The organism is Nocardioides sp. ChNu-99, assembly GCF_029493445.1.
In the GTDB taxonomy this organism is placed as follows: domain Bacteria; phylum Actinomycetota; class Actinomycetes; order Propionibacteriales; family Nocardioidaceae; genus Nocardioides.
Genome location: NZ_JAHWBL010000067.1, coordinates 1 through 17497 on the forward strand (window position 1 = coordinate 1; position 17497 = coordinate 17497).

19 protein-coding genes are annotated in these 17497 nt (G+C 74.8%); 6 read left to right on the forward strand and 13 right to left on the reverse strand.

Annotated features, from left to right (window positions below):
* Positions 1–56: 56 nt before the first annotated feature.
* The 5 genes from KK617_RS16330 to purS form a co-directional block, all read right to left on the reverse strand.
* Complete coding sequence (locus KK617_RS16330; protein ID WP_277501205.1) at positions 57–269, reverse strand: hypothetical protein; 213 nt, start codon at positions 267–269, stop codon at positions 57–59.
* A gap of 55 nt (positions 270–324) precedes the next feature.
* Positions 325–771: a DUF3817 domain-containing protein gene (locus KK617_RS16335; RefSeq protein WP_277501206.1), complete on the reverse strand. Its 447-nt coding sequence runs from the start codon at positions 769–771 to the stop codon at positions 325–327.
* A gap of 127 nt (positions 772–898) precedes the next feature.
* Positions 899–1783, reverse strand: coding sequence for a hypothetical protein (locus KK617_RS16340; protein WP_277501207.1), 885 nt, complete (start codon positions 1781–1783; stop codon positions 899–901).
* Positions 1784–1915: 132 nt separating this feature from the next.
* Positions 1916–2584 carry a phosphoribosylformylglycinamidine synthase subunit PurQ gene (purQ, locus tag KK617_RS16345; RefSeq protein ID WP_277501208.1) on the reverse strand — a complete coding sequence of 223 codons (669 nt, stop codon included), beginning with the start codon at positions 2582–2584 and terminating at the stop codon, positions 1916–1918.
* Complete coding sequence (gene purS, locus KK617_RS16350) at positions 2581–2829, reverse strand: phosphoribosylformylglycinamidine synthase subunit PurS (protein WP_277501209.1); 249 nt, start codon at positions 2827–2829, stop codon at positions 2581–2583. The genes purQ and purS overlap by 4 nt, the downstream gene beginning before the upstream one ends.
* A 199-nt stretch (positions 2830–3028) precedes the next feature.
* On the opposite strand from purS, the gene KK617_RS16355 reads away from it, so the two are divergent.
* Both KK617_RS16355 and KK617_RS16360 read left to right on the forward strand, forming a co-directional pair.
* Positions 3029–4966 carry an acyltransferase family protein gene (locus KK617_RS16355; RefSeq protein ID WP_277501210.1) on the forward strand — a complete coding sequence of 646 codons (1938 nt, stop codon included), beginning with the start codon at positions 3029–3031 and terminating at the stop codon, positions 4964–4966.
* A gap of 60 nt (positions 4967–5026) precedes the next feature.
* Entirely contained in the window at positions 5027–5530 is a 504-nt protein-coding gene (locus tag KK617_RS16360; RefSeq protein WP_277501211.1) for a general stress protein, read from the forward strand.
* Positions 5531–5534: 4 nt separating this feature from the next.
* Here the strand turns inward: KK617_RS16360 and KK617_RS16365 are convergent, their stop codons facing one another.
* From KK617_RS16365 to KK617_RS16380, 4 genes are read right to left on the reverse strand one after another with little or no spacing between them, the layout of a single operon-like run.
* Positions 5535–7094, reverse strand: coding sequence for a long-chain fatty acid--CoA ligase (locus KK617_RS16365; RefSeq protein WP_277501212.1), 1560 nt, complete (start codon positions 7092–7094; stop codon positions 5535–5537).
* 33 nt (positions 7095–7127) lie between these two features.
* Entirely contained in the window at positions 7128–7586 is a 459-nt protein-coding gene (locus tag KK617_RS16370; protein ID WP_277501213.1) for an SRPBCC family protein, read from the reverse strand.
* Position 7587: 1 nt separating this feature from the next.
* Positions 7588–8490, reverse strand: a complete 903-nt coding sequence (locus KK617_RS16375; protein ID WP_277501226.1) for a phosphoribosylaminoimidazolesuccinocarboxamide synthase — start codon at positions 8488–8490, stop codon at positions 7588–7590.
* A 14-nt stretch (positions 8491–8504) separates the two neighbouring features.
* Positions 8505–9143, reverse strand: a complete 639-nt coding sequence (locus KK617_RS16380) for an antibiotic biosynthesis monooxygenase (protein ID WP_277501214.1) — start codon at positions 9141–9143, stop codon at positions 8505–8507.
* Between the two features lie 44 nt (positions 9144–9187).
* On the opposite strand from KK617_RS16380, the gene KK617_RS16385 reads away from it, so the two are divergent.
* On the forward strand, positions 9188–9508 hold the full coding sequence (locus KK617_RS16385) for an antibiotic biosynthesis monooxygenase (protein WP_277501217.1): 321 nt from the start codon (positions 9188–9190) through the stop codon (positions 9506–9508).
* A gap of 34 nt (positions 9509–9542) precedes the next feature.
* On the opposite strand, the gene KK617_RS16390 is transcribed toward KK617_RS16385, so the two are convergent.
* Both KK617_RS16390 and purB read right to left on the reverse strand, forming a co-directional pair.
* On the reverse strand, positions 9543–10109 hold the full coding sequence (locus KK617_RS16390; protein ID WP_277501218.1) for a hypothetical protein: 567 nt from the start codon (positions 10107–10109) through the stop codon (positions 9543–9545).
* A gap of 64 nt (positions 10110–10173) precedes the next feature.
* Positions 10174–11601 carry an adenylosuccinate lyase gene (purB, locus tag KK617_RS16395; RefSeq protein WP_277501220.1) on the reverse strand — a complete coding sequence of 476 codons (1428 nt, stop codon included), beginning with the start codon at positions 11599–11601 and terminating at the stop codon, positions 10174–10176.
* A 141-nt stretch (positions 11602–11742) separates the two neighbouring features.
* Here purB and KK617_RS16400 point away from each other — a divergent pair, with 141 nt between their 5' ends.
* Positions 11743–12765, forward strand: a complete 1023-nt coding sequence (locus KK617_RS16400) for a CAP domain-containing protein (RefSeq protein ID WP_277501221.1) — start codon at positions 11743–11745, stop codon at positions 12763–12765.
* Positions 12766–12792: 27 nt separating this feature from the next.
* Here KK617_RS16400 and purD read toward each other — a convergent pair whose 3' ends face one another.
* The gene (purD, locus tag KK617_RS16405; RefSeq protein WP_277501222.1) at positions 12793–14052 is read right to left on the reverse strand and encodes a phosphoribosylamine--glycine ligase; all 1260 of its coding nucleotides are present in this window, start codon (positions 14050–14052) and stop codon (positions 12793–12795) included.
* A 73-nt stretch (positions 14053–14125) separates the two neighbouring features.
* On the opposite strand from purD, the gene KK617_RS16410 reads away from it, so the two are divergent.
* Positions 14126–15577: a hypothetical protein gene (locus tag KK617_RS16410; RefSeq protein WP_277501223.1), complete on the forward strand. Its 1452-nt coding sequence runs from the start codon at positions 14126–14128 to the stop codon at positions 15575–15577.
* Positions 15578–15907: 330 nt separating this feature from the next.
* Positions 15908–17158 (forward strand): HNH endonuclease signature motif containing protein, encoded by a 1251-nt coding sequence (locus KK617_RS16415; RefSeq protein ID WP_277501225.1) that lies wholly within the window; start codon positions 15908–15910, stop codon positions 17156–17158.
* A gap of 166 nt (positions 17159–17324) precedes the next feature.
* Here the strand turns inward: KK617_RS16415 and KK617_RS16420 are convergent.
* On the reverse strand, positions 17325–17497 hold a 173-nt coding region (locus tag KK617_RS16420), incomplete at its 5' end, for an integrase core domain-containing protein (RefSeq protein ID WP_277501228.1).

A 17497-nucleotide genomic window follows, 5' to 3' on the forward strand; every position in this document is an offset into this window, starting at 1 on the left:
GGGGCACCGGGGCGCGACGGCGGCGGGCCGCCGGGCGCGGGGGCGACGCCGGTGGATCACGGCTGCGCCCCGTCCTCCGTGCCGGCGCCCTCGGCCCGGACCACCGCCGTACCGGCGCCGGACCCCTCGCCCGGCTCCGTGCCCACGACGCCCGTCGCCACGGCGGCGAGCACGGCGGCCGAGGCCGCCCAGCGGGAGGTGACGAGCACGGTACGGCGACGCCTCCGCCCGGCGGCACGCTGCGGGTCGGGGGTGGTGGGGTCGGTCATGCTCACCGAGGGTGCCGGGTGATCCTGAGGCGGCCCTGAGGCGCGGCTGTGCGGGTCAGCCGACCGGCGGACCGACGAGCAGCGCGACCCCGGTGAGGACGGCCACCGCGACGACGCCGGCACCGAGGCCCTGGAGCGGCTTGCGCACCAGCCAGGCGACGAGCTTCTCGCCGGGGCCCGCCGGGGCGGCGCCGCGCAGGCGCCACTGCTCGGGCAGCGCGCGGCGCTTCTCCATCGCGAGGTCGAACCAGACGGTGAAGAACGGCGGGATCGCCGCGGCGAGGCCGAGCAGCGTGCGCCCGACCGACCAGCGCGCGTCGACCGCCACGACGATCGTGGTGAGGACGTAGGCGATGAACGCGACGCCGTGCACCATGCCGCCGACGCTGACGACGGCCTCGGTCGTCTCCGTGACGTACTTCAGGAACATCCCGAACAGCAGCAGGGCCCACGTGCAGGCCTCGGCGACGGCGACGACTCGGAACAGGCGGCGGGGCGACATGGCCCGGAGTCTACGACGCTGTGTCGTAGATGGGCCAGGCGTGGGTGGGCCAGGTGCACGGATCGCGGCGATCGCGGTGTGAAGGGCCGATCCAGGGCTTCCCCGCGACCGATCGCCGCGATCCGGGTCAGGCGGCGGCGCGGTCGACCGCACGCCGTACGCACTCACGGACCCAGCCCGGGTGGAGCATGACCTGCCACCAGGTGAACCGCAGCACCAGCCACCCGTGGGCGACGAGCACCGTGTAGCGCCAGCAGTCGCGCTGGAACGCCTCCTTGTCGGAGTGGAACTCCCACGAGTCCGCCTCCAGCACGATGCGGCGTTCCCGATCGACGACATCGGGGTGCACGACCTCGGGGTCACCGCCGGTCAGCCCCAGTCCGCCCACCTCCACCCCGCCCTGGGGCACGGCGTCCAGTCCTGCCTCGAGCGCGATGCCGCGGAGCACGGACTCGAACGGGTTGGCCGCCAACGGCGAGGCGGCGGCGACCACCCGGCGTACGGCGGGCCCTCCCTTCCCGCGCACCTGGCGGGCCGCGCGGTCGAGGGCGTCGCGTTCCACCCCGTGACGGAGGGCCGAGTCGGCGACCGCCAGCGCGGTGGGGAAGGGGAGTCGGCGCCCGCAGTCGAGCACCGTGCGCACCGGGCTCGTGGCCGGCCCGTGCTCGCCGGCCAGGTCGGCGTAGAACAGCTCGACGCCCCCGGCCGGACCGAGCGCGTGGCGGCCGCGGTGGACCGTGACCCAGCACCGCTCGTCAGGCGGGACCTCCCAGCCGTGGTCCCGGGCGGCGCTCAGGTGCGAGAGGACACCCCGCAGGCGCGCCGCCTCACGGCGGTCGCGGTCGAGCACGGGCAGGCGGTAGACACTGCGGCGCACCTCGACGACGCGGCCGTCCGCGACGGCGGCCTGCAACCGGTGCCGGGTCGTGAGGGTCAGGAGGTCCGCCCGGGTCGCGACACCGCCGCGCACGCTCAGTGCCTCCACGGCGTCGAGACGGGGTTCGTCGGTCACACGGCGAGCCTGGTCAGCGCAGCGGCGACGCGCGACCTCTCCTCCACAAGCACGGATCGCGGCGATCAGGCGCGGAGGACACCTGCCGGAGGCGTCCGCGGGCCCGATCGCCGCGATCGGTGTCGGCGGGGGTCAGGCGAAGACGCGCTCGGCGAGCGAGGTGAAGAACCCCAGCCCGTCGGTGCCGGGGCCCGTCAGGGTCTCGACGGCGTGCTCGGGGTGCGGCATGAGGCCCACGACGTTGCCGGCGGCGTTGGTGACGCCGGCGATGGCGCGCTGCGAGCCGTTGGGGTCGGCGCCGAGGTAGCGCGCCACGACCTGGCCCTCGCCCTCGAGGCGGTCGAGCGTGGCCTCGTCGGCGACGAAGGAGCCCTCGCCGTTCTTCAGCACGACGGTGATCTCCTGGCCGACCTCGAACGCCGAGGTCCAGGCGGTGCTCGCGTTCTCGATGCGGAGGCGCTGGTCGCGGCAGACGAACTTCTGGTGGTTGTTGCGCACCAGGGCGCCGGGCAGCAGGTGGGACTCGCACAGCACCTGGAAGCCGTTGCAGATGCCGAGCACGGGCATGCCGCGCTCCGCCGCCTCGACGATCGTCGTCATCACGGGCGAGAACCGGGAGATCGCACCGCAGCGCAGGTAGTCGCCGTACGAGAAGCCGCCCGGGAGCACGACGGCGTCGACGCCCTGCAGGGACTCGTCGCCGTGCCACAGCGCGACCGCCTCGTTGCCGCCGATGCGCACGGCGCGCTGGGCGTCGACGTCGTCCAGCGAGCCGGGGAAGGTGACGACGCCGATCCTCATGCCTGGTCCTCCACGCGCACGGTGTAGTTCTCGATCACGGGGTTCGAGAGCAGCGTCTCGGCCGCCTTCTCGATGTCGGCGAGCACCGCGTCGGTCACCTCGGCGACCTCGAGCTCGAACCGCTTGCCCTGGCGCACCTCGGTGATGCCGGTGAAGCCGAGGCGCGGGAGCGCACCCGCGACGGCCTTGCCCTGCGGGTCGAGGATCTCGGGCTTGGGCATGACGTCGACGACCACACGGGCCACGGGGCGCTCCTCGGTTCACGGGATGGGGTGCGGGGGCGATTCTAGGCCGGACGGGCCCGATCCCCCGCAACCGGACCATCCCGTGGAGCCCCGCCCGCGCGCCTGCGGGGACACGCCCGGGAGGGGGTCGCGCCGCCCTCCCCCTGTGCGAGACTCGGCCGGGTCCTCGCCCCCGATCCAGGTGCTCCGACCGCTGCTCATGACGCCTCCCACCGTCACCCTCCCGCAGCCGGCCCGCCCGGCCGTGCCCCCGCGATCCCTCTCGGCCGACCCCCCTCCCGGGCCGGACGCCGGGAGCGCTCCGGGGGCTCCCGCGACCGTCGACGCCGCGACCGACGCCGCCCGCCCCCGCCGCGTCCGCGCGATCGACGGGCTGCGCGGCCTGGCCGTCGCGGCGGTCGTGGCCTACCACCTCCTCCCGGGCCACGTGCCGGGCGGCTACCTGGGCGTCGACGTCTTCTTCGTCATCTCCGGCTTCGTCATCACGGCCGCGCTGGTGCAGCAGCGCCGGGTCGAGGGCCGGGTGCGGCTGGCCCGCTTCTGGGTACGGCGGACCCAACGCCTCCTGCCCGCCCTCGGCACCCTGCTGCTCGTCGTCTCCGCCGGCGCCGCGCTCGTGGGGCCGTCGGTCAGCGGGCGCCTGCGCGAGCAGGTGCTCGCCGCGCTGACGTTCACCGGCAACTGGTTCCAGGCGCGCGCGGAGTTCTCCTACTTCGACCACACCGACCCGCCGCTGCTGCAGCACCTGTGGTCCCTGGCGGTCGAGGAGCAGTTCTACCTGGTGTGGCCGCTCGCGCTGCTGCTCCTGCTCCCGGTGGTGCGCCGGCCCCGCACCCGCGTGCTGGTCGTCGCGGCCGGGGCGCTCGCGAGCGCCGGCGCGATGGCGGTGCTCCACACCCCCGGCGAGGACCCGAGCCGCCTCTACTTCGGCACCGACACCCACGGCTTCGGCCTCCTGCTCGGCGCCGCCGCCGCGCTCGCGGTGCCCCTGCTCACGGGGACGCCGTCCTCGCCCCGCGTGGCGACCGTGCAGCGGGCGGTGACCTCGCCCGTCGTACCGGTCGTCGCGGCCCTCGGCGTCACCGCCGCGGTCGTGCGGCTGCCGGACGACCACGCGGTCGCCTACCAGGGCGGGATCGCGGCCGTCTCGGCGCTCACCGCACTGGTGCTCGTCGGCCTCGTGGTGCGCCGCGGCGGCCCGGTGCGCGCGGTGCTCGCCACCCGCCCGGTGGTGTGGCTGGGCGAGCGCAGCTACGGCGTCTACCTGTGGCACTGGCCGCTGCTCGTGCTGCTGCGCGGCGCGTTCCCCGACGCCCCGGCGTCGGTGCGGGCGGCGCTCGTCGTGGCCCTCACCCTGCTGGCCGCGACGCTGAGCTGGCGGTACGTCGAGCGGCCGGTGCTGCGGCACGGCTTCCGCGGGGCCGCCCGGCGGGCCTGGGCCGTGCTGGCCCGTGACCTGCGGGTGCGCGGCGGCGTGGCGGGCGCGGTGCTCCTCGCGCTGGTCGTCACGGCGGGCCACGGCCTGCGCACCGCCCCCGAGCGGGGCGAGGTCGAGGACCTCGTCCGCGCCGGCCAGGAGGCGCTCGCGGGGGCGGGCACGTCGGGCGGCAACCCGTCCGGCGCCGTGCCTCTGCCGCCGTCGCTGGCGGGGGCCACCCCCGCCGAGATGGGCGCGCAGACGGTCGTGATCGGCGACTCGGTGACGCTCGCGGCGGCCCCGGGCCTGCTCGCCGAGATGCCCGGCGTCGGGGTGGACGCGGCGGTGGGACGACAGCTCGCCGAGGCGCCCGCGATCATCCGTGCGCTGCGGGAGGCGGGCCGCCTGCGGCCCTACCTCGTCGTGGCGCTCGGCACGAACGGGGAGATCAGCACCGCCGACCTCGTCGGCGTGGTGCGGGAGATGGGCGAGGGCCGCCGGCTCGTGCTGGTGACGGCGCACGGCGAGCGCGACTGGATGCCGGGCGTCAACGCGACGCTGCACGCCTTCACGCAGGCGCACCCGTGGATCGGGCTGGCCCGCTGGGACGCGGCGGTACCCCGGGTCGCCGACTTCGCCGCCGACGGCATCCACCCCGGCGAGCAGGGCGGCACCGTCTGGGCCCGCACCGTCGCCGACACCCTCCGCGCCCTGCCCTGAGGTCGCCGGTCCGCGGGTCGGGGCCGGGTGCGACTGGGTCCGGGCGGGCACACTGGAGCCATGTCCCAGCCCGTGCCCCCGGTCGCCGCCGGCCTGCTGTCCCTCGAGTTCCCGCAGTCGCTGGCGGTGTACGACGACTACGCCGCCGCCCAGAAGGCGGTGGACTTCCTCTCCGACCGCGAGTTCCCGGTGCAGAACTGCATGATCGTCGGCACCGAGCTCAAGCAGGTCGAGCGCATCACGGGCCGCCGCACCTACCCGAAGGTGGCCGCCGCCGGCGCCGCCTCGGGCGTGTGGCTCGGCCTGTTCCTCGGCCTGCTCTTCTCGTTCTTCGTCGAGGAGGGCCTGCTGTCGATCCTGCTCTCGACGGTGCTGCTGGGCGTCGCCTTCAGCGTCGTCTGGGCGGTGCTGGGGTACGCCGCGACCGGCGGCCGCCGCGACTTCAGCTCCGTCAGCACCGTGGTGGCGACGAAGTACGAGGTGCTGGTCGAGCACAAGCACGCCGGGCAGGCCCGCGAGATCCTCGCGGAGCTGCCCGGCGCGCTGCCGAGCCCGTTCGCCTGAGCGCTCAGCCGAGCTCGCGCTTGAGGATCTTGCCGGTCGCCGTCATCGGCAGGGCCTTCACGATCTCGACCTGACGCGGGTACTTGTACGCCGCGAACTGCTCCTTGCCCCAGGCCACGAGCTCCTCGGGGGTCACGGAGGCGTCCTTCTCGAGGATCACGTACGCGCGGATCTCCTCGCCGTGGGACTCGTGGGGGACGCCGATGACCGCGGCCAGCGACACCGCCGGGTGGCTCATCAGCACCTCCTCGAGCTCGCGGGGGTACACGTTGTAGCCGCCGCGGATGATCATGTCCTTGGCGCGGTCGACGATGTAGTAGAAGCCGTCGGCGTCCTTCTTCGCGAGGTCGCCGGTGCGGAACCAACCGTCGTGGATGGCGTCGGCCGTCGCGTCGGGGCGCCCGTGGTAGCCCTTCATGACGTTGGGGCCCTTGATGGCGATCTCGCCCACGGCGTCGGGGTTCGCGGCGAGGTCGACGTCGGACCAGTCGGCGTTGATGAGCTTCATCTCGACGTCGGGGATCGGCACGCCGATCGAGCCCACGCGCGGCTCCTGGCCGTAGACGGAGAACGACGCCACCGGCGAGGTCTCCGACAGCCCGTAGCCCTCGAGGATCGTCGCGCCGAAGCGCTCCTGGAACGCCTTGTGCACCTCGACGGGCAGGGCCGACCCGCCCGCCACCGCCACGCGGAGGTTGGCCGCGATGGTCGCGACGTCGACCGACTCGTCGAGCGCGCCGAGCAGGCCCCAGTACATCGTGGGCACGCCGCCGAAGAAGGTCACCCGCTCCTTCAGCATCAGGCCCAGCGCCGGGGCGGCCTCGAAGCGGGGCAGCATGACGACCGTGCCGCCGTACGCGAACGCGCCGTTCTGGATGACGGTCTGGCCGAACGAGTGGAAGAGCGGCAGCACGCAGAGGTAGGTGTCGGGGTTCTCCGCGTCGGCCCCGAACAGCCGCTCGCCCGTGAGGGCGTTCGACAGCATGTTGGAGTGGCGCAGCTCCGCACCCTTGGGCTGACCCGTGGTGCCCGAGGTGTAGAGGATGACCGCCGTGTCCTCGTCGTCCGCGGCGTGCGACGCGAAGGTCGGCGCCTGGCCGGCCATCCCCTGGCCCAGCGTCTCCGTGCCCTCGATGGGCGACGGGGCGGCCGGATCGGCGGTGATGACGAAGAAGTGCTCGCAGGCGTCGGTGGCGTCGAAGCCGGCCTTGCCCTCGGTGCCCATCGGCAGCTCGGGGGTGCCCTGGAAGCAGAAGTAGGCCTTCGCGCCGGAGTCGCCGAGGTGGTAGGCGATCTCGCGCGACTTCAGCAGCACGTTGAGCGGCACCACGGTCGCGCCGGCCTTGAGGATGCCGTAGTACACGATCGAGAAGTACGGCAGGTTCGGGCAGGTCAGGGCCACCTTGTCGCCCGGGCCGATGCCCCGCGCGACCAGCAGGTTCGCGACCTGGTTGGCCGCGCCGTCGACCTGGGCGTAGGTCAGGCGGGTGTCGCCGAGCACGATGGCGTCACGGGTCGGGTAGCGCTGCGCGGATCCCTCCAGCAGGGAGGACAGGTTCGTCATGCGGCCCAACCTACTGGGAGGTAGTGAGCGCCGTCACTGCCCCCGGGCGAGCACCTTCGCCGCGCGTCGCAGGTCGGAGCGCAGGGCGGCCGGGGCGACGAGGCGCAGGGCCAGCGCGACGGGCTTGAACGGTCCCGGCACCTCGACGTGGGCGACGGCCCGGGCGTCCGTGCCGCCGTCGGTCCGCTCGACGTACGTCATCGCCAGCGTGGCGCGCACGGAGCGCCACGTGCCGCTCTCCACCCAGCGGTACGGCGGCTCGCTCGCCTCCACCCGCATCCGCGGCGCGATGCCGGGGACGGCGGTGACGTCGCGCCAGCTGCTGCCCGCCGCGCCCGGGTGGTCGCCGAGGGCCTCGACGTCCTCGACGCGGCGCAGGCTCGACTGCCACGCGGGCCGGTTCGCCGGGTCGGCGAGGTAGGCGTGGACCGCGTCGACGGGGGCCGCCACCGGCACGGTCACGTCGGCGATCAGCGCGAGGCGTCCCGCCACGTCAGAACCGCTCGCCGGTGAGGCGCTCGTACGCCTCGACGTACCGCGCGCGCGTCAGCGCCACGACCTCCGCGGGCAACGGCGGCGGCTGCTCCCCCGACGCCTTGTCCCAGCCCGACTCGGGACCCGTGAGCCAGTTGCGCACGACCTGCTTGTCGTACGACGGCTGCGTGCGGCCCGGCTGCCAGTCGTCGGCGGGCCAGTAGCGCGAGGAGTCCGGCGTCAGCACCTCGTCGGCGAGCACGATCGTGCCGCGCTCGCCCTCGCCGGCGGCGCGGCCGAACTCGAGCTTGGTGTCGGCGAGCAGGATGCCGCGCTCGCGCGCCAGCTCCTCCGCGCGGGCGTAGACCCGCAGCGTGAGGTCGCGCAGCGCGGCGGCGTCGTGCGCCCCGACGGTGGCCACCACCGCGTCGTACGACACGTTCTCGTCGTGGTCGCCGAGGTCGGCCTTCGTCGCGGGCGTGAAGATGGGCGCGGGCAGGCGCGAGCCGTCCTCGAGCCCGGCGGGCAGCCCGATGCCGCAGACCTCGCCGGTGGCGCGGTAGTCGGCGAGCCCCGAGCCCGTGAGGTAGCCGCGCGCCACGCACTCGACCGGGAACATCTCCAGGTCGGCGCAGATGACGGCGCGGCCCGCGACGGCGGCCGGCACGTCGGTGGAGACCACGTGGTGGGGCACCAGGTCGGCGAGCTGGTCGAACCACCACAGCGACATCCGCGTCAGGATCTCGCCCTTGTCGGGGATCGTGGAGGACAGCACGAAGTCGTACGCCGAGATCCGGTCGCTCGCGACCATGAGCAGGCGCCCGGCGTGCTCACCGGCGTCGATGCGGTAGAGGTCGCGGACCTTCCCGGAGTGGACGTGCGTGGCGCCCTCGATGACCGGGGCCGGCGGGATGTTCGCGATCACGAGGCCCGAGCCTAGTCCGCCGTCGGCGTGCCCCGCCCCGGGCGACCACCGGCCCGGCCGCGGCGCGACCAGGGCGCCGGACGCCCCTGCAGCCACCACTCGAGCCGGCGGGTGATCCACGGCAGGCCGAGGTAGACCATGAGCGGCGTCGCGACCAGCGTCTGCAGCAGCACGCGCCACGCCGGCGCCACGTCCGGCAGCCAGCGCGCCCCGGCCAGCGACAGCACGAGGCTGAGCGGCAGGAACACCACGAAGATCGACACCGCCTGCTTCCAGCGCGGCGGCGGGGCGGGCGGCAGGCCGGGGTAGGCCACGTCGTGGTGCTCCGGCGGGTCGAACCAGCCCTCGATGCCCGTCATGCGCTGCACCCGGAACTCCCCCACCAGTCCCTGCGCCGCCCCCAGCCACCAGCGCCGCTGCTCGGAGGCCTCCCAGGCCGCGAGCGCCTCGGCGTCGGCGAAGCGGTAGAGCATGTGCCAGGCCTCGTCGTCCTCCGCGGACCGCACGAACCCGTGGCCGAGGAAGCCCGGGAACTGCTCCGCCAGCGCCGTCCCGGCCCGGATCCACGCGGTCATCTCCGCGGAGCGGGCGGGGTCGACGTACCGCGTCGCGGCGACCGTCACCGGCTGCGGGGCTGCGGGTGCGCTCATGGCCGCCCATGCTCCCAGGGCCGGGCACGCCGTAGGCTCGCGGCATGTCGGTCGTGAAGATCAACGCCATCTCCGTGCCGCCGCAGGCCGGGGCCCAGCTCGAGGAGCGGTTCGCCGCCCGCGCCGGATCGGTGGAGGGCCAGCCCGGCTTCCTCGGCTTCCAGCTGCTGCGGCCCACCGCGGGCGAGACCCGCTACTTCGTCGTCACCCACTGGGCCGACGAGGAGTCGTTCGCCGCGTGGCGCGACGGCGACGCCCGGGCCGCGCACGCGACGCCGGAGGGCGAGGCGCCGCGCAAGCCCGTCGCCACCGGCGCCGACCTGCTCGAGTTCGAGGTCGTGCTGGACGTGGCGCCGAAGGGCTGAGGCCCCGGCGCCACGCGCCCGCACGGGTGGCGGCTCAGCAGCCGCCGCAGTTGTAGTAGGTGACGTCCCAGTGGCTGCCCTCGCGGGCGTACTCGTTGCCCGACCCGGAGCGGTAGAGCGCCGCCCCGTCGCTGCGCTGGCCCACGTAGGTGAACGTGCCCGTCACGTACGACGTGAGGCACGTCGTCAGGGCGAAGTCGAGCTTGTAGCCGTTGTAGTGCGAGTAGGTGCCGTCGGCGTGCCCGACCTCCGTGCCGCCGGTGACGGTCAGGGCGCAGCCCGTCGCGCTGCGCAGCGTGCGCGCGCCGTCGATCGTCGTCTGCCGCACCCCCTCGAGCGAGGTGCAGGTCGGCACGTTGCGATCGCTGCACCCGCCGGACGAGGAGATGGCGATGCCGGCCGACCTCAGCTGGGCGGCCGCGTCGGCGTGGCTGACGGCCGAGGCCGGCGGGGCGGAGGCGAGGGCCGCGCCGGCGGCGAGCACCGCCGTACCGAGGAGGGCGCCGAGGCGGCCGGTACGGCGGGCGCCGCGTCGGTCGGGCCGGGCGGGGGCAGGTCCGGGGGCAGGGGTGGTCGTGGTCGTGGATCCCGAGATGTCCATGACGCCCATTCGAACCTCGGCCGCGCGGGGGTGGCAACCCCCGCCGGGGTGGGCTCGGCCGGCGTCAGAGGATGTCGCCGGGCACGTACGCCGCGGCGTCGGGGTGGGCCTCGACGACCCGCTCGACCTTCGCGACGACCTCGGCCACCTGGGCGACGGCAGCGCCCGTGAACTCGATCGGGTCGGCCACCAGGCCGTCGATCTGCTCGCGGGTCAGCCCGAGGCGGGCGTCGGCCGCGAGCCGCTCGTACAGGTCGTTGACGGCCAGGCCCTGGCGCATCTCCAGCGCGACGCCGACCGCGTGCTCCTTGATGGCCTCGTGCGCGCTCTCGCGGCCCACGCCGTTGCGCACCGCGCTCATGAGGACCTTCGTGGTGGCGAGGAACGGCAGGTAGCGGTCGAGCTCGCGCTGGATGACCGCGGGGAAGGCGCCGAACTCGTCGAGCACGGTGAGGAACGTCTGGAACAGCCCGTCGGTGGCGAAGAAGGCATCGGGCAGGGCCACGCGTCGTACGACGGAGCAGGAGACGTCGCCCTCGTTCCACTGGTCGCCGGCGAGCTCGCCGACCATCGAGAGGTGGCCGCGCAGCACGACCGCGAGGCCGTTGACGCGTTCGCAGGAACGGGTGTTCATCTTGTGCGGCATCGCCGAGGAGCCGACCTGGCCCTCCTTGAAGCCCTCCGTCACCAGCTCGATGCCGGCCATGAGACGGATGGTGGTGGCCAGGTTGGACGGCGCGGCGACGAGCTGCACGAGGGCGGAGACGACCTCGAAGTCGAGCGAGCGCGGGTAGACCTGGCCGACGCTGGTGAGCACGTCCTCGAAGCCGAGGTGGGTGGCGACGCGGTCCTCGAGCTCGGCGAGCAGCGCGGGGTCGCCGCCGAGGAGGTCGAGCATGTCCTGCGCCGTGCCGACGGGGCCCTTGATGCCGCGCAGCGGGTAGCGCGCGAGCAGCTCCTCGACCCGGCGCACGGCGACGAGCAGCTCGTCGGCGATCGTCGCGAACCGCTTGCCGAGGGTGGTGGCCTGGGCCGCGACGTTGTGGGAGCGACCGGCCATGACCGTCGTCTCGTGCTCGGTGGCCAGCCGGGCGAGGCGGGCGAGCGCGGCGACGGCGCGGTCCCGCACCAGCTCGAGGGAGAGCCGCACCTGCAGCTGCTCGACGTTCTCGGTCAGGTCGCGCGAGGTCATGCCCTTGTGCACGTGCTCGTGGCCGGCCAGCGCGCAGAACTCCTCGATGCGGGCCTTCACGTCGTGGCGGGTCACGCGCTCCCGGGCCGCGATGGAGGCCAGGTCGACCTGGTCGACGACGGCCTCGTAGGCCTCGACGACGCCGTCCGGCACCTCGATGCCGAGGTCGCGCTGCGCCTTCAGGACCGCGATCCACAAGCGCCGCTCCAGCACGATCTTGTGCTCGGGGGACCAGATCGCGGCGAGGTCCGCCGCGGCGTACCGGGTGGCGAGGACGTTGGGCACGGATGCGCGGGTCACGCGCCCGATCCTCCCACGGGACCTCCGGCCCCCCACCTCTCGCCCGGTCGGGGGTGGCGGGGCGTGGGAGGAGGGGTCAGGATGGACGGAGGTCGCCGGGGACCCGCCCCCGGCGGCGTCTCGGCGCAGAGGAGTCCCCCCGTGCGGAAGTTCCTGACCGGCCTCGTCCTGTCCCTCTCCCTGGTCTCCGGGGCGTTCCTCGTCGCCCCACCCCCCGCGGTGGCGGCACCCACGACGACCCTGGCGTTCGTCCCCGCCACCGTCGCCGTCGGCCAGCAGGCGAAGGTCGAGGTCCGCTCGTCGTTCGTGCCGGTGCGCGGCAACTTCCGCCTCCAGGAGCTCCGCGGCTCGAGCTGGGTGACGGCGGCCGAGCTGCCGTCGTACCAGAACTACGGGTTCACCATCCCGGCGGGCAGCACCGTCGGCACCCGCACCTTCCGCGTCGCGGCGAAGGCGGACTCGCGCACCTGGGTGTTCAGCCGGAACACCACCCTCACCGTGGCGCGCGGCACGACGGCGCTCACCACGACCACCCCGCAGGTGCGCCCCGGCGGGACCATCGGCTTCGAGGCGCGCTCGTCGTTCGTGCCCGACGCCGGCTCGTTCCGCCTCCAGGAGCGGCGCAGCGGCGCGTGGACCGACGTGGCCGAGCTGCCGTCGTACCGCAACTACGGCTTCACCCGCCCCGCCGGCTCGACCGTCGGGGTGCGCACCTTCCGCACCGTCGCCACGGTGGGCGGCACCTGGGTGGGCAGCTCGTGGGCGAACGTCACGGTCGGGGACCCGGCCCCGCCGACGGACGACCTGACGGAGGCCCGCAACCGCATCGTGGCCGACACCAACGCCGCCCGCGCCGAGGCGGGGCTGCGTCCGCTGGGCCAGCTGGCCGGGGCCCACGACGTCGCCCAGGGCTGGGCCGCGCAGATGGCGCGCACCGGCCGGTTCGAGCACAACCCGGACTACGCCCGGCAGATGCCGGCGGGCTGGACGCGCGTCGCGGAGAACATCGCGTACGGCTACGGCGTGACCGGCGTCGTCGACGCGTGGATGGACAGCCCCGGCCACCGGGCCAACATCCTCGGCGACTTCACCCACATCGGCGTCGGCGTCGCGACCGACGCCAACGGTCGGCCCTACTACGTGCAGAACTTCGGGAAGTACTGACGCCCGGGGCAGCCGGGGCCGTCGGGGCTAGCCCTGCTCGGCGGCCCGGGCGGCGATGTCGGTGCGGTGCTGGGCGCCGTCGAAGCTGACGCGGCCGACGCCGTCGTACGCCGCCGCGCGGGCCCCGGCGAGCGAGTCGCCGACCGCGGTGACGGCGAGCACGCGGCCCCCGGCGGTGACGACGTCGGCGCCGTCGCGGGCGGTGCCGGCGTGGATGACGTGCACGCCGTCGACGGCCTCGGCGTCGGCGAGACCGCGGATGACGTCACCCGAGGAGGACGTCTCGGGGTAGCCGCCCGAGGCCAGGACGACGGCGACGGCGGCGCCGGGCTTCCAGCGCGGCGGCTCGACGTCGGCGAGCGTGCCGGTGGCCGCACCCATCAGCAGCGGGGAGAGCGGCGAGTCGAGCAGCGCCATCAGCGGCTGCGTCTCGGGGTCGCCGAAGCGGGCGTTGAACTCCACCACCCGGGTGCCGCGCGAGGTGAGCGCGAGGCCGGCGTAGAGCAGGCCGGAGAACGGGGTGCCCCGCCGGGCCATCTCGTCGACGGTCGGCTGCAGCACGTCGCGCAGCACCTCGTCGACGAGGTCCGCGGGCGCCCAGGCCAGCGGGGTGTAGGCACCCATGCCGCCCGTGTTGGGCCCCTCGTCGCCGTCGTGGATGCGCTTGAAGTCCTGCGCCGGCTGCAGCGGGTAGACCCGGTCGCCGTCGGTGATGGCGAAGAGCGAGACCTCGGGGCCGTCGAGGAACTCCTCGATGACGACCCGCTCGCACTGGGCGGCGTGGGCCAGCGCGGCGTCGCGGTCCTCGGTGACGACGACGCCCTTGCCGGCGGCGAGGCCGTCGTCCTTCACGACGTACGGCGCACCGAACTCGTCGAGGGCGGCCGCGGCCTCCTCGGGGGTCGTGCAGACGCGGGCCTGCGCGGTGGGCACCTCGGCGGCGGCCATGACCTCCTTCGCGAACGCCTTCGACCCCTCGAGGCGCGCGGCCTCGCCGGACGGCCCGAAGCACGCGATGCCGGCCTCGCGGACGGCGTCGGCCACGCCGGCGACGAGCGGCGCCTCGGGCCCGACGACGACGAGGTCGACGGCGAGACGCTGGGCCAGGGCGGCGACGGAGGCCGGGTCGAGGGGGTCGACGTCGTGGAGCGAGGCCACGGACGCGATGCCCGGGTTGCCCGGCGCGGCGTGCACCTCGGCGACCCCCGGGTCGAGGGAGAGGGCCCGGGCCAGCGCGTGCTCGCGCCCGCCGGTGCCGATGACCAGAACCTTGAGGGGGGTCGTCACGGGCGCCGATCCTAACGGCACCGGCGGCCGGGCGACGGGTGTGCCGGGGCCCGTGGGCGGGCAGGAAGGACGCATGCGCGCCTCCTCCCGTCGTACCCCCCGCCGCGGCGCGGTGCGGCTCCTCGCCCTCGCCATCCTCCTCGGGCTCCTCGCCACGGGCTGCGCCTCGGTCGACGAGGACGCGGTGGCGGCGCTCGAGGAGCTGGACGGCGTGGAGTACGCCGGCTCGAGCTGCGACCTGTCGGACTGCCGCATCGACGTGCGGGTCGACGGCGCCATCACGGCCGACGACCTCGAGGCCGTGCTGGTGGCCGGCCGCGGGACCGAGGTGGACGAGGTGCACGTCCGCCTCGACACCGACGAGGACGCCGACGAGCCCGCCGTGGCGGTGGCCCTGGACGATGAGAGCGACGAGGCGGCCGACGGCCGGATCGCGGCCCTGGCCGTGGCTGCACGCGACACCGCGGGCGTGGCGACCGCCCAGGTGGCCCACGGCGGCGAGGGCGCGGGGATCGAGCTGTCGACCGACGACGCCCGCCCCGTGTGGGACGTCGCCGAGGACCTCTGGACGCAGGTCGAGCCGCTCCCCACCCCGCGGCTGGTCGCCAGCGGCGGCAACGTCGACACCGGCGAGCGGAGCCGGCTCATCGCGGACGGCGAGCTGCCGGTCGCCGGGATAGAGCTGGTGCGCGCGCTCGAGGCGTCGGGCGCCCCGGGGTACACCGGCGCCCGCGTCGACGCCGACGGCGTGCTGGTCGGGGCGGGAGGGCTCGACGCGGTGACCGCCCTGGAGGCAGCAGTGGCCGCGGCGCCAGGGGCGGAGGAGGTCGACGTCGAGGTGGTCGTGGCCGACAACGTGCTGGCCTACCGCGGGGACGAGGCGGGCGGTCCGGGGTCGGGGGGTGCGAGCACCGCGCCCGACCGGGAGGACGCCACCGAGGAGGACCGCCGCGCGCTGCTCGCCGCCCTCGGGGCCGCGCCCGGGGTGTCCGCCGGGGTGGAGGGCGCCGTCGTGCAGGTGGGCGCGGACGACCTGGCGACCGCCGCCGACGCCGTCGACGCCGCGCGCGCCGCCGAACCCGACGTGGCCACCCGCGTGCCCGTCACCGTCGAGGTGGACGGGGACGTCGTCGAGCTCGGTACGGCGGGCAGCACCGACCTCGTGCGCCTCGCCGCCCTGCTGCGTGCCGACCCCGCGACGACCACGATCGAGATCGAGGCGAACGATCCCGAGGACGAGCTCGAGCCGCCGTACGACACCGAGGCCGACGTGCTCGTGGAGGTGGCCGCACCGGACCTCACCACCGGCGTCCGCTCGGTCGCCGCCGTCGTGGGGTCGTGGCCGGGTCAGGCGGAGTCGCTCTTCGTCGCCGTCACCGCCGTCGACCCGGAGGGCCGCTCCCCGTCGGTCCCCCTCCGCGTCGACCGCGAGGCCGGCACGTGGGTCGCCAGCGGCACGCGCGGCACCGAGGAGACCATCGCGACCGGCATCGCCGCGTGGGAGGCGGGCGTCGCGGGCCGGTAGGACGCCGCCCCGGCTCGCACGCCTCCGGTGGTTGAGGTGGCCCCGCCTCGCCGGTGGTTGAGGTGGCCGCCCCAGCGGCCCTCGAAACCACGCCGTTGTTCCCATGGTCGAGGTGGCCCCGCCTCGCCGGTGGTTGAGGTGGCCGCGCGCTGGGCCCGGTGGTTGAGGCCGCGCTGCTCCGGTGGTTGAGGTGGCCGCGCTAGCGGCCCTCGAAACCACGACCGGGGTCGACCGGCTCAGCGCGAACCCACTCTGACCTGCGAAAACTCGCCCTGTGGAGTAGTGCGCCGCACGGCCAGAACTGTCGGTGCTTCCTGGTGTGATGGGTCCATGACCGAGACCGCGCTGCACCCCCTCGCCGGGGTCGTCGCACGCGTCCACGAAGACCTCGACGACGGCTTCGAGCTCGGTCTGCTCACGCTGGGCCCGGCCGAGACGGGCGCCGCGATCGTCGAGCTCGAGCGGGCCGCGAACCGCCTCGCAGCGTTGCAGTCGCGGCTCCTGGCCCACGCCTCCGACGTGCGGGTCGAAGACGAGACGGGTGCGCCCTCGACGGCGGTGTGGTTCGCGACCGCCACCCGCGTCCCGCGCGCCGAGGCCCACCGCCGCGTCCGTGCCGCGGTCGCCACCGAGGAGCAGTACGACGCCCTCGCCGCCGCAGGCACCTCCGGCGCCGTTTCGCCCGGTCAGGTCGAGGTGGTGGTGCGGGCGCTGGACGACCTGGGCGAAGGCGTCACCGCGGAGATCAGGGCCGAGGCGGAACGCACGCTGGTCGGGTTCGCCCATCAGCACGACGCCAAAGCCCTCCGCGTGCTGGGCCGCCGGATCCTCGACGTCGTCGCCCCCGCCGTCGGGGAGGCGCGTGAGGCGGAGCTGCTGGCGCGCGAGGAGCGCGAGGCCGCCGCGAAGATCCGACTCACCATGCGCGAGGACGGCCACGGTTGCGTCCACGGCCGGTTCACGGTGCCGGAGATGCACGGCGCGATGTTCGCCAAGATGCTCGACGCCATCGCCTCGCCGCGGCGCGCTCACCTGCGTGATGAGGCCGCCGACGCCCCTGCCGACCCGCGCCCGTCGTGGGAGCGGCGCGGCCAAGCGTTCGTCGAGCTCATCGAGCGGATGCGCGACGCCGACCTCCCCGACGCAGCCGGCGCCGGCGCCACCGTCGTCGTCACCATGCAGGTCGACACCCTCACCGGCGGTCTCGCCGCGGCGTCGCTCGACACCGGGCACCGCATCTCACCCGGCGAGGCCCGCCGCCTCGCCTGCGGCGCCGATCTCGTCCCGGCGGTGCTGGGTACGAAGAGCGAGGTGCTGGACCTCGGCCGGTCGGCGCGGTTCCACAGCAAGCCCCAGCGCATCGCGATGATCCTGCGCGACCAGCGCTGCACCGCCGAAGATTGCGACGCACCACCCCACTGGTGCGAGGCCCACCACGACGACCCCTGGTCACGCGGCGGACACACCACCGTCGAACGCGGACGGCTGCTCTGCTGGCGCCACCACCGCGTCGCACACGACCCGACGTACCTCACCGAGACCCTCGGCACCGGCAAACTGCGGTTCACCCGGCGGAACTGAGCAGCCCGATTCGCCCGAGTCGTGGTTTCGAGGGCCGCTAGCGCGGCCACCTCAACCACCAGACAAGCGCGCCACGTCGAGCTCCGGGACCTCTTGGTGGTTGAGGTGGGTTGCTCCGGCAACCCCTCGAAACCACGCCCGGGTTCCCTCGTGGTTTCGAGGGCCGCTAGCTGTGATGTCCAGGGACGTTGGTCAGCCTGGTGATGGGTGGGTGGCCGCCGATGGCGGTGTGGGGCCGGTGGTGATTGTAGAAGTGCAGCCAGGTCTCGAGGGTGTCGTCGCGTTGCTGGGTTGAGGGGTAGTGGCGGGCGTAGGCCCAGCCGTCGGCGAGGGTGCGGT

Bases quoted from the DNA above. Each gene is read 5' to 3' on its own strand.
- KK617_RS16330 (WP_277501205.1), bottom strand. From the start codon at position 269: ATGACCGACCCCACCACCCCCGACCCGCAGCGTGCCGCCGGGCGGAGG.
- KK617_RS16335 (WP_277501206.1), bottom strand. From the start codon at position 771: ATGTCGCCCCGCCGCCTGTTCCGAGTCGTCGCCGTCGCCGAGGCCTGC.
- purQ (WP_277501208.1), bottom strand. From the start codon at position 2,584: ATGAGGATCGGCGTCGTCACCTTCCCCGGCTCGCTGGACGACGTCGAC.
- KK617_RS16355 (WP_277501210.1), top strand. From the start codon at position 3,029: ATGACGCCTCCCACCGTCACCCTCCCGCAGCCGGCCCGCCCGGCCGTG.
- KK617_RS16360 (WP_277501211.1), top strand. From the start codon at position 5,027: ATGTCCCAGCCCGTGCCCCCGGTCGCCGCCGGCCTGCTGTCCCTCGAG.
- KK617_RS16365 (WP_277501212.1), bottom strand. From the start codon at position 7,094: ATGACGAACCTGTCCTCCCTGCTGGAGGGATCCGCGCAGCGCTACCCG.
- KK617_RS16380 (WP_277501214.1), bottom strand. From the start codon at position 9,143: ATGAGCGCACCCGCAGCCCCGCAGCCGGTGACGGTCGCCGCGACGCGG.
- KK617_RS16385 (WP_277501217.1), top strand. From the start codon at position 9,188: ATGTCGGTCGTGAAGATCAACGCCATCTCCGTGCCGCCGCAGGCCGGG.
- KK617_RS16390 (WP_277501218.1), bottom strand. From the start codon at position 10,109: ATGGACATCTCGGGATCCACGACCACGACCACCCCTGCCCCCGGACCT.
- KK617_RS16410 (WP_277501223.1), top strand. From the start codon at position 14,126: ATGCGCGCCTCCTCCCGTCGTACCCCCCGCCGCGGCGCGGTGCGGCTC.
- KK617_RS16415 (WP_277501225.1), top strand. From the start codon at position 15,908: ATGACCGAGACCGCGCTGCACCCCCTCGCCGGGGTCGTCGCACGCGTC.